This is a genomic window from Microcoleus sp. S13_C3 (assembly GCF_036700905.1).
Classification (GTDB): domain Bacteria; phylum Cyanobacteriota; class Cyanobacteriia; order Cyanobacteriales; family Microcoleaceae; genus Microcoleus.
On the sequence record NZ_JAUBPT010000214.1, the window covers coordinates 1 to 11,253 of the forward strand.

An 11,253-nucleotide genomic window follows, 5' to 3' on the forward strand; every position below is an offset into this window, starting at 1 on the left:
TCATTAGTCATTAGTCATTAGTCATTAGTCATTAGTCATTAGTCATTAGTCATTAGTCATTAGTCATTAGTCATTAGCCGGGCACTCCGCGCGCACTTTAGACAATTATAGGACTTACGCATGGGGGTCTAGAAACCGGGTTTTTTTACAAAAATACTTCGTTGCAACCGGCAGATTCGGTAAAAAACCCGGTTTCTTCTATCGGTGCATAAATCCTGAATTACTCATTACCAATTCCCCATTACCAATTCCCCATTCCCCATTACTATATGCAGCAAATAGAACGTTATCGCGGCAGTCTTCTCGGTTTAGCAGTTGGCGATGCTCTCGGAACAACTTTAGAGTTCTGTCCCCCCGGAACGTTTGCGCCTATTAACGATATGGTTGGCGGCGGCCCGTTTCGACTAAAACCGGGCGAGTGGACGGATGATACTTCGATGGCGCTTTGTTTGGCTGAAAGTTTGATTGAGAAGCAAGGTTTCGATCCAGTCCATCAGTTAGAAACTTATTTGCGGTGGTGGCGAGAGGGACATTTGAGCAGCACTGGTGGATGTTTTGATATTGGCAATACGGTTCAACAAGCACTTTGCAAGTTTGAAGATACAAGAAAACCTTACTGCGGTTTTACCGATGCTCAGACTGCTGGCAATGGTTCGATTATGCGCTTGGCTCCCGTGCCTTTGTTTTATGCGAATAATCCTTTAGAAGTAATAGAAAAATCGGCACAAAGTTCTCGAACTACTCACGGTGCTGCTACTTGTGTGGATGCTTGCCGCTATTTTGGTGCTTTAATTGCGGGGGCTGTGAAGGGGGTTGCTAAAGATGTGTTGCTGTCGGAAAGATATTGTCCTATTTCGGGATATTGGGCCGCAAATCCGCTGGTAGCAGAGATTGATGAGATTGCGGCGGGTTCTTTTAAATTGCGACAACCTCCTGAAATTAAAGGTACGGGTTATGTTGTGAAGTCTTTGGAGGCGGCACTTTGGGCGTTTTACAACTGTTCTTCTTTTGCCGAAGGCTGTTTGTTGGCTGTGAATTTGGGCGACGACGCGGATACAACTGGTGCGGTTTACGGACAGTTGGCGGGGGCTTTTTACGGAGAATCTGGTATACCGGGAAAATGGATCTCGCAATTAGTCGATCGCACTTTAATTGCATCTTTTGGCGATCGGCTCTTCTCTTTATCTAGTTAAAATAGATGTGTTAAATCAAGGGTGACAATTCCCAGGAAGCAGATAAATAGTTGTAGGGGCGGGTTCACCCAAATCTTTGCTACCCACCGACAAATCAGATAAACCCGCCCCATCCCATCCAGAAACTAGCAACTTGAGTTAACCTAGATAAATTTACAAACATTTCTGGTTGAAGGTTAATACAATGGTACTCGAAGCCCCGTCTATCAAAGCCAAACCAACCGTCACCTGGGAACCCCTACCAGCTAACTTCGTATTACCCGACGATCCGGTGGAAAATACTCAACAACCTTCTCTCGCGGCTGCTCTCACCGATGCACTGGGAGCCGCAGGATGTATCCAGCCAGAAATGCTAATTGCCTCTAATTTGGGGTTAGTCGCCACAGTCAATAAAAAGATTGTTGTCAAAGCTCCAGACTGGTTTTATGTGCCGCAAGTGCATCCTCTAGCAGATGGGGTAATTCGCCGTAGTTATACTCCTCACACTGATGGTGCTAATGTGGCGATCGTGATGGAGTTTCTCTCGGAAGCAGAGGGAGGAGAACTATCGGTCAGAGCCACTCCGCCCTATGGTAAACTCCACTTTTACGAACAGATTCTTCAAGTACCTACTTATGTCACTTATGACCCCTACGAAGGTATTTTAGAAGTGCGTTATTTGCAAGATGGGCGGTATGTTTTACATTCAGCCAATGAGCAGGGGCGGGTGTGGATTCCACAACTGGAACTATATCTGGGGATTTGGTCGGGGGAAAGGTTGGGACAAACCATGAACTGGCTGCGCTGGTGGGATGATGTAGGTAATTTGTTGCTGTGGAGTTCAGAACAAGCAGAGCAAGAAAGGCAAAGGGCTGACCAGGAAAGGCAAAGGGCTGAGCAAGAAAGACAAAGGGCTGACCAGGAAAGCCAAAGGGCTCAACGATTGGCGGCTAAGTTGCGCGAATTGGGAGTTGATCCAGATTGAACGCTGATTGAAAGCTAATTTGCGATCGCCCTTAATACACAGGACTTACCCCACCATCTACCAGAATAGGCGCAACCACAGGCAGATTGCCCCTACAAAACGCTATATTTTGTTGTTCGTAAGTCCTGAATCGAAAATCAAAAATCAAAAATCAAAAATCGAAAATCAATTGACGTGTGTAGCAATTCGTGATAATTGTCTTCGCTTTTATCTAGGGTGTGTCATCAATTAAAAGAGTTGACAAAAGCTGGCGAATGTGCGTAGGGTTCGTATCGCTCACTCAAGCTTCAGGAAAACCCGATGACACGGCGCTACTGGCAGCATCAGTCATTTGGCTGGGTTAACCCTCCGATCGCTACTCACTACACGTTAATTCTGTTTTGTCAACCAACCTAATTAATGACACGCCCTAGATATAAAAAATATTTATGAATAAATCTTAAGTTTTAATTAACTTTCGTATTATAATTTTGGTAACTTCCAACTAAGTATTTATTCTCACTATGATAGCGGATCAATTTCCTTGGCTGACCGCAATTGTCATCCTACCCCTGGTAGCTTCCCTCGCCATCCCTTTTCTGCCGGATACAGACGGCAAAACCGTGCGCTGGTATGCTCTAGGCGTAGGCATTGCAGATTTTGTATTAATGTGCTGGGTGTTTTGGACTCATTACGATCCAAGCATCTCTACTTTCCAAATCGTCGAGCAATATCCCTGGATACCTTCTTTAGGCCTCAACTGGTCTGTTTCCGTTGACGGGCTGTCTGTGCCGTTGGTACTGTTGGCGGGATTGGTGACGACGCTATCAATCTTTGCAGCCTGGGAGGTCGATCGCAAGCCGCGACTCTTCTACTTCCTGATGCTGGTGATGTACTCCGCACAAATAGGAGTCTTCGTCGCCCAAGACATCATGCTGCTGTTCATTGTCTGGGAACTAGAACTAATTCCGGTGTACCTGCTAATCTCGATTTGGGGCGGACAAAACCGTCGCTATGCAGCTACCAAATTCTTGATTTACACCGCAGGCGCTTCCATCTTTATTTTGATAGCTGCCTTAGCAATGGCATTCTACGGCGGAGGCACTCCCACCTTCGACATGGTAGAACTAGGCTTGAAGGACTACCCACTGGGTTTAGAATTATTCCTTTATGCAGGATTGCTGATTGCCTTCGGTGTGAAACTGGCGATTTTCCCCTTCCACACTTGGCTACCTGATGCCCACGGCGAAGCATCTTCTCCCGTGTCGATGATTCTGGCCGGCGTATTGCTGAAAATGGGCGGATACGGACTGATTCGGCTGAATTTGGAACTTCTTCCCCAAGCACACGTTTACTTTGCACCGATTATGGCGGTGCTCGGCGTAGTCAATATTATCTACGGCGCGCTGAATTCCTTCGGCCAATCGAACATGAAGCGCCGCCTAGCGAATTCGTCGATTTCTCACATGGGATTCGTGTTGTTGGGTATTGCTTCCTTCACGGATTTGGGAATCAACGGGGCGCTGTTGCAAATGATTTCCCACGGTTTAATCGCCTCAGTATTGTTTTTCCTGGCTGGCGTTACTTACGATCGCACCCATACAATGATCATGGACGAGATGGGCGAGATTGGAAAAGTCATGCCGAAAGTGTTTGCCTTGTTTACCGCAGGCGCGATGGCATCTTTGGCACTCCCCGGAATGAGCGGTTTTGCTAGCGAATTGTCCGTGTTTGTGGGCGTCGCAACTAGCGATATGTACAGCGGTTCTTTCCGCGCGGTGACAGTGTTCCTGGCGGCAGTAGGACTGATTTTGACGCCGATTTATTTGCTCTCGATGCTGCGACAGTTATTTTACAACTGTGGGAGACTAGCGGCTTGCGACCTTGAGGATCTAAATTTGCAGAATCAGAGAAACAATCTGGATGAAGCGGTTTGTTTTGGTAATAGTTGCGTTTTGCCTGGTGATGCACCGTTTATTGATGCTAAACCTCGGGAAGTGGCGATCGCATTTTGCTTTTTGATACCGATTGTCGGCATTGGTTTTTATCCCAACATGGCGATGCAAGTCTACGATGCCAAGACTGTCGCAGTCAACGCAGAAGTCCGCCAATCTTACATCCAAATTGCTCAACAAAATCCTCGGATTTATGCGAATCAACTTTTGGTTCCCAAAATTGCCCAAGCTCAAAAATCGCCTGCTTTGGACAAAATTACAGGGTCTGAATCTGCATCGGTTTTTGGTATTGTCAAATAATTGTCTCGAATTCTGTTTTTGTTGAAAATTGGGCGATCGCTTTTGTCAAAGGGCGATCGCTTTTTTGTTAGCCCTGAATTTCGGAAATAATCTGCGCCAGATTCTCCCTAGCATATCCCACCTCAAGAATGGATTTATCCTCCAGATCAGAGGCAACTTTATTCAAGATATTTAGCGGTTCTTCAGAGCCTATTGTTTTCACAAACAACACTTGCAACCGAGTTTTTACTAATTCTAAAATAGAACTAATTGGCTCGCCTTTATTCCCTTTCCGTTTAGCAATGTTGATGCTCAATTGGTGAGTTTTCAACAGCCGCATTCTTTCTATTCCTTGGGTCTTAACCGTCTCCAAAACCTCCGCTCGAATCTGATCGACTAATCGGTCGGTCACATATTGCACGATCAAAGGCTGAAGCATAAAAACAGTTTCCCCGCCCTCACTAATTTTGTCAATCAGCGAGCGACGACCCAGAGAATCGAGATTTTTCAGCAAATCCGAAAGCGATGAATTGACCAACATCAGCTCTCGCAAAGTCGCCAGGGAAACTGGGTTTTGAGCAATAGCAATCCAGTAGGCAATCTCTTGTTCCGAACTAGACATTCTATCGAACTGCTGCGCCAGCAAATTGCTGATATGTTCTTCAATAAATAACGCCGTTGCTTCCAAAAACTTTAAAACATTTCCCTCGAAAAACTCATTAATTGTTGTAGCTACAATCTTTAATGCTAACAGATTGCCTCCGTACCGGGATAACAAGATTTCCAACTCTTGAGCTTGAGGCAACAAACCTTTTTCTTGGAAAATTTCCCGCGCTATTTCCTCGGAAATAGCAGGTTTTAAAGACCGCACTTTTTCTCCCGCCAGCAAAGCCAGTTCCGTAGGCTCTTCCGAACTAACTAGCAGTAAACAGCTATTGTGATTGACCTCACAGAGCCGGACAATTAAATCTTTATATCCTTCGTAGCCTTCGCGGTAGTGTCCCGCTAATTCTTCGGGTCTGAGAACCGCTTCAAAATCGTCTAAAATTACCAGACAGCGGTGTTTCCGCAGATACTCGACCAAGCGCGAAATTTGGCTGTTGAGGTCGATCCTCTTCGTTGGTGTAGCCCCCGTAGGGGCGGGCTCCGCTAACGGCACATCGGCTTTTTGTGGGTTATAAAAAAGTTGAATTAAGCTTCCTAGGAAGTCGGATGGTGCGGGTGTCGATCGCAGCGATCGCCAAATCACAAAATCAAACTCATTCTGTACCTGTTTTGCCAACTGCACCGACAGAGTTGTTTTGCCACTACCAGCCAAACCCAGCAGCGCTACCAGGCGACAATTATCTGATACAATCCACTGCTTTAGAGTAGTTAATTCTTCAGTCCGTCCGTAAAAAACCGAAACATCCGGTGCTTCGCCCCAATCTTCTTGTCGGTGTCCAATCGCCATCTTCAATAGAGAGGCTTTACCTCGACTAAAATCGCTCGTTCCGTGATCGATGTGGTATGAAAACAGCAACTGATGCCTCAATTCCGAAAGCTTTCCAGGGCCGTTCCCCCCGATCTGAAACTTTTTGTAAACTTCGCCGAGTCTTTTGCGAACGGCGATATCGCTAATGCCAAGCTTGGTTGCGATCGTCCCTGTGGATTGACCGTCCAGAGCCATAAACACAGTTTCTAACTCGGCATCTGTGACACCGCGCTGTTTGGCGATCGTTTGCACAAAGTTTTGAGGAATCGGAGTAGTCAAGGTAGGAATCTCGTCTATACTAAAAATCTATCTTCTATTATATTGTGTGAGTTCTCGCAGGCGAGCAATTGAATCGAATCAGTCAACGTTCAGCTTGCTTTTTGTTGTTTGGGCAGTTTTAGATATTTCTACCCAATTATCGATTGTGATACCAGTTTAAAAAATTGCTACTCTCGGCCCGTGATCCAAACCAATACACAATCAGTCATTCCCAATTCTTTAATCCTTTAATCTAAAATGGTATTGTAAAACTTCATTGAGTTTATAAGCAATTATAAACAATAATGGTATTATGTTGTAAGTGTTGAATAAGGAATACGCACAGCCTGAAAAACGGAAATCTCAAATGCAGTTAACAGAGAGGCACATCATTAAATCCACGGAACATCGTTTCGCCCAAATTGACGAACTAGCTTTCAAGTCCAAAAACCTCTACAATGCCGCCAATTACGTTATTCGTCAGAGTTTTATTTATGGGTGGGGCTATGTTAATTACAACGAAACGAACCGCTTGATGAAGTCTCATGAAGCCTACAAGGCTTTGCCTGCCAAAGTAAGTCAGCAAATCTTAATGGTTTTAGACAAGAACTGGAAATCGTTTTTTGAGGCTGTTAAAGCTTACAAAGTCGATCATTCCAAATTCACAGGTCGCCCAAAACTACCAAAGTACAAAGATAAGGTCAAAGGGCGCAACCTTCTCATCTACACGATTCAAGCAATTAGCAGCAAACAGTTGAAGAAAGGAATCATTAAACTTTCGGGTACAGAACTTTTAATTAAAACCCAAGTCAATCCCGACCAGGTTTGCCAAATTAGGCTGGTTCCGAAATGTGATTCCTATGTAATTGAGGTAATTTATGATGAACCGGAGTCCACCCTTGGCAACGCTAATTTTGTAGCTAGTATGGATTTAGGACTGGATAATTTAGTGGCGTTAACTTCAAATCAGCCGGGATTTCTCCCTTTGTTGATTAACGGGCGACCATTGAAATCGCTCAACCAGTTCTACAACAAGCGAAAATCACGATTACAATCCCAGTTAAAAGGGAACCGCAAAATATCACCCCGAATTCAGCGCTTAACTCGCTGTCGCAATCAGAAAGTAGACAATTACTTACATCATGCTAGCCGTCTAATTATTAACCTTTTGCTCACCAAGCAGATTGGGACGCTAGTAATTGGCAAGAACGCGCAGTGGAAAACAGAAATAGATTTAGGGAAGCAAACCAACCAAAAATTTGTTAGTATTCCTCACTCTCGATTAATTGAGATGTTGGAATACAAAGCTCGGTTGGTAGGAATCGATGTAATTGTACAGGAAGAATCTTACACATCTCGCGCAATTTTTTTGGGTTTAGATTCAATCCCTGTCTACGGGAAAACAGAAAAAGAGCCTGTGTTTACTGGTAAACGAATCAAGCGAGGTTTGTACAAAACATCGACTGGTCGGTTAATTAATTCTGACGTGAATGCAGCGTATAACATTCTCAGAAAAGCAATCCCAAATGCGTTCAGCAATGGGATAGGGAGCTGCGTAGTTCAGCCGAGGCGGGTCGATCCGCTCAAAGTGAAAGGGAAGGGGGAGGGACTTGAAGCCTCCCATGTCATGCAATAAATGACTATACTTTTACCAGCTATGAGAAACGGGGAGTTAATCTGCATTAATTGTTGCTATTTACCTACTCGTAAAACCTATTGTAGAGTGGAGGCGCGGCGCTTAATTTATAGCACCAAACCATAAATCTCCAACCGCACCACAACCAACCGCGAACCAACAAGCGCGTAAATTCACAATTTTGGAAAGCAGCGCTTTATCAGCCAAAAATTGTCGCACTAGCGCGGTATTCTTGGGCCGAAAGCAGCCGCCAACTCCCATCGCCCAGAAGTTCCAAAACCTGCTGGTGGTATTTCACTAAACTCAATCGGTGACCGACACTCACAAAAGTAGTTTTAGTAGCTTGCAACTGCTCGTATAAATGTTGCTCGTTCTTCAAATCCAAAGCACTTGTTGCCTCATCCAAAATAGCATATCGCGGTTCCGTCAACAACAATCTAGCAAAAGCTAAACGTTGCTGTTCTCCCAGCGACAAAATCTCACCCCAATCTAAATTCGCATCAAAACCGCCCAATCTGTCCGGCAAATCGGCTAAATTTACTGATGCCAAAACGCGGCGCAATTTTTCCTCATCAACCTCGCTGCTGCTGTTGGGATACAAAAGTTGCGATCGCAAACTACCCAAAATCATATAAGGACGCTGCGGCAAAAACAGCATTTCCCCCAATTCCGGCCGCGCCAAACGACCCGTTCCCGAATCCCACAAACCCGCAATTGCCCGCAGCAAAGAACTCTTCCCAGCACCGCTTTGCCCGACAATTAACAGTCCTTCACCGGGCTGCACTGCTACCGACAAATCCCTAATTAAAGTCTTTTGATGCTGCGGAGTATCTAAAGTAACGTGCTCCAGTGTCAACTGAGAATCAACTACTACATCTATAGCAGTTCCTCCGGCACTAGATACCGCTTTTTCCGCTTCTAGAGTATCTGTAAATACAGTCAAACGATTGATACTAGCTGCAAAAGAACTCAGAGGCTCAATCTGATTTACAATCACAGAAAAAGCGCGCAAAACCTGACTAAAAGCAAAACCAGCTTGAGTGATATCTCCAAACTCGATTGTACCACTTTGATCGGCAAAATAAGTTGGAGCCAGAAACAAAGCCGGAATAATCACCACAGCATATCCGTATCCAGTTGTGAAATAATCCAAATTCCGCTGCCAACCAATTAGCAAATTAAAATTGCGAAATACTTCCACAAATCGCTGCTTTATTTGAAATGATTCTTGCTCCTCGCCTCCATAAAAAGCAATAGATTCGGCGTTGTCGCGAATGTGAACCAGTCCGTAGCGAAAATTTGCTTCTTTTTTAAGTTGCTCGAAATTCAGAGGTACTAATCTTTGACCAAAAACTAGAGTAGCTGTCGTGCCCACAATAGCATAGATAATCAGAAAAATCGAAAGTTCTTTTGAGATAGACCACAGGATACCAGTAAAAGATATAATATTAACTATTGAACCCAGGATGAGCAGCATAAATGACAAACTTGTCCGGGTAAAAGAGCGGACATCTTCGGAAATTCGCTGGTCGGGATTGTCGATTTCCTTGTGTGAATTTATTTCGTAATAAGCCCGATTCTGAAAATACTTATCGAGGAACTTATGAGTCATCCACTCCCGCCAGTAGAGACCCAATTTATCTTGGGTATAGCGGTAAATTACCACAATGGGAGTGCCTAGGACAAACACGCTCGCATAGACAAAAAGATACTTCCAATAATTGAGCTGGTCTTTCTTTGCCAGTGCTGTATCAAAAAAGTTACGGACGTAGCTAATTATGACATTCAGACCGCTGACGGATAGGGACAATAACAGCAATAAAGCCAATAATGCCCACGATTGCCACTGCGGGATTAATCTGCCTTTTAAAAATACAAAAGCGCTGAAAGGAAGAATTAACATTAAAGCCACGATCGCAATTGCGGGCGAATTAATAATTCCTTTCAACAAAGTAACTAAGCCAGCAGCAATACTATTGACAAATTCTGGAAATAAGACTTGAGTACCCAAACATACAGCGCTGACGAGCACAAACATCGCAGCGAAGAGAAATATCAACAACAGCGCTACTAATCCTAAAAAGATTCTGCCGCTCCCAGGCTCTAAAGGATAAAAGTAAGGTTGAGCGATCGCAATAAATCTCTGCCACAACAGACGGTCAAATCGATTCATCTTTGCTGTTTACAAAACTACTTTGACTGTTCTAACATATCAAGTCTTGTGACAAACAGCAGCAGTAATTTATGTCTGACTTTAGCGAAAAAATTTGCCTCACCCACCGACGGAAACTGGTTTGCCGAGTTAACTGGTGGAGAGAACAAATTTGGGAGCTTAGTTCAAGCTCTTAGATTCATCGGTTGAATCAATTCTTTAATCTCAAATCTCAAATCGCTCTAGCTGGAAGAAGTTGCGCTATCGCCGGCCAAGTCCGACTGCAATTCGCTCCTGTAAAATCGCCGGCTCATTCCTAAAATTACTTGTTTCATTACCCAATACAAAACAGCAATTACTACAAAAGTTACAACCATTACTAAAACCGGACGCTTGCCTATCAAATTGTTCATTACGCTGTTAACCAGCGCATCGGGGTTAGTAAGAATGTCCCAAGTGTTGAAGCGGATAAATCGCCCTAAATAAATTCCGATCGCCGAAAGTGCGTGTATAGTTATCTCCGTTACCAGGATAAATCTACCCCAACCCTGGTGCTTCAAATAGTAACCCAAATTCATCACCGACAGCACGTAAGCTCCAAATCCCGCCAGCATAAACGCCAAATATTGCGGAATCAAAGCTAGAGTCACAATCCACACCGAGTTCCCCTCTTTAATTTGCTCAATCAGGTGAATGATATCAGTTAAAACGTAGGGTGCATTGGGTAAAAATCCGATAAACCAGAAAAAACAGCCCCACCAGCGGAGAGAGCGAACTCCGCGCTGCCGCAGTACCCAGATGTCTACAGCCATCAGTGCCAGTGTAATCGCGATCGCCCCCAAAACGTAAGTTTTGCCCACATCTTGCACAATATGCTTCAGATAGGACAAAACATGGCGCGTACTGGGCAAAAAAGTAGCGCCAAGGAGAATGCCCGTACCCCACAGCAGCCAGCGCGATCGAGGTTTGCGGAACAGCCAAAAACTCAGGCCCAGCGGTACTAAACTCAAAAACAAATTCCAAGACATCCAGCGCACATTGTGTCCCATTGCTTGCAGCGCTTCCAGGATTAATCCCATCATGTCAATTTTTCTACAATTAAAGGTTTGATGCAGCACCGCTTCATTCGCAGCTTCCGTCTATTTTAGTCTTTAACTTGTAGGGTGAGTAGCTTATCGCTGCGCCCCTGAAAATCAGGAATTGCTAACCCACCCTACCACTGCGGAGTCAATCTCAAATCTCAAATCTCAAATCTCAAATCTCAAATCTCAAATCGGCTGGCGCACCCTAGGAATGAGAATTAAATAACTTCCACAAGTTTGTGGGATGGGCGTCCCGCCCGTCCTTTTTGGACGGGCGGGAC

Annotated in this window: 7 protein-coding genes; 4 read left to right on the plus strand and 3 right to left on the minus strand. The window is 44.6% G+C overall.

Features of this window, described 5'->3' with window-relative positions; all coding sequences use genetic code 11:
* The first annotated feature begins 269 nt into the window (after window positions 1-269).
* The 3 genes from QUA16_RS33400 to QUA16_RS33410 all read left to right on the plus strand — a co-directional run bounded on the left by QUA16_RS33400 (window position 270) and on the right by QUA16_RS33410 (window position 4,391).
* A complete protein-coding gene (locus QUA16_RS33400; RefSeq protein ID WP_333108721.1) occupies window positions 270-1,193 on the plus strand; it encodes an ADP-ribosylglycohydrolase family protein in 924 nt (307 codons plus the stop codon).
* Window positions 1,194-1,377: 184 nt separating this feature from the next.
* Window positions 1,378-2,157 carry a Uma2 family endonuclease gene (locus QUA16_RS33405; RefSeq protein WP_333108722.1) on the plus strand — a complete coding sequence of 260 codons (780 nt, stop codon included), beginning with the start codon at window positions 1,378-1,380 and terminating at the stop codon, window positions 2,155-2,157.
* A 503-nt stretch (window positions 2,158-2,660) separates the two neighbouring features.
* The gene (locus QUA16_RS33410) at window positions 2,661-4,391 is read left to right on the plus strand and encodes an NAD(P)H-quinone oxidoreductase subunit 4 (RefSeq protein WP_333108723.1); all 1,731 of its coding nucleotides are present in this window, start codon (window positions 2,661-2,663) and stop codon (window positions 4,389-4,391) included.
* 67 nt (window positions 4,392-4,458) lie between these two features.
* On the opposite strand, the gene QUA16_RS33415 is transcribed toward QUA16_RS33410, so the two are convergent.
* Window positions 4,459-6,123: an NB-ARC domain-containing protein gene (locus QUA16_RS33415; protein WP_333108724.1), complete on the minus strand. Its 1,665-nt coding sequence runs from the start codon at window positions 6,121-6,123 to the stop codon at window positions 4,459-4,461.
* Between the two features lie 346 nt (window positions 6,124-6,469).
* Between QUA16_RS33415 and QUA16_RS33420 the strand changes: the two genes are divergently transcribed.
* The gene (locus QUA16_RS33420) at window positions 6,470-7,738 is read left to right on the plus strand and encodes a transposase (RefSeq protein WP_333108726.1); all 1,269 of its coding nucleotides are present in this window, start codon (window positions 6,470-6,472) and stop codon (window positions 7,736-7,738) included.
* A 199-nt stretch (window positions 7,739-7,937) separates the two neighbouring features.
* Here QUA16_RS33420 and QUA16_RS33425 read toward each other — a convergent pair whose 3' ends face one another.
* Both QUA16_RS33425 and QUA16_RS33430 read right to left on the minus strand, forming a co-directional pair.
* On the minus strand, window positions 7,938-9,911 hold the full coding sequence (locus QUA16_RS33425; protein WP_333108728.1) for an ABC transporter ATP-binding protein/permease: 1,974 nt from the start codon (window positions 9,909-9,911) through the stop codon (window positions 7,938-7,940).
* Window positions 9,912-10,132: 221 nt separating this feature from the next.
* On the minus strand, window positions 10,133-10,972 hold the full coding sequence (locus tag QUA16_RS33430) for a DUF1361 domain-containing protein (protein WP_333108729.1): 840 nt from the start codon (window positions 10,970-10,972) through the stop codon (window positions 10,133-10,135).
* Between the last annotated feature and the right edge of the window lie 281 nt (window positions 10,973-11,253).

Coding starts and splice junctions, on each gene's coding strand:
- QUA16_RS33400 (WP_333108721.1), top strand. CDS start 270: ATGCAGCAAATAGAACGTTATCGCGGCAGTCTTCTCGGTTTAGCAGTT.
- QUA16_RS33405 (WP_333108722.1), top strand. CDS start 1,378: ATGGTACTCGAAGCCCCGTCTATCAAAGCCAAACCAACCGTCACCTGG.
- QUA16_RS33410 (WP_333108723.1), top strand. CDS start 2,661: ATGATAGCGGATCAATTTCCTTGGCTGACCGCAATTGTCATCCTACCC.
- QUA16_RS33420 (WP_333108726.1), top strand. CDS start 6,470: ATGCAGTTAACAGAGAGGCACATCATTAAATCCACGGAACATCGTTTC.
- QUA16_RS33425 (WP_333108728.1), bottom strand. CDS start 9,911: ATGAATCGATTTGACCGTCTGTTGTGGCAGAGATTTATTGCGATCGCT.
- QUA16_RS33430 (WP_333108729.1), bottom strand. CDS start 10,972: ATGATGGGATTAATCCTGGAAGCGCTGCAAGCAATGGGACACAATGTG.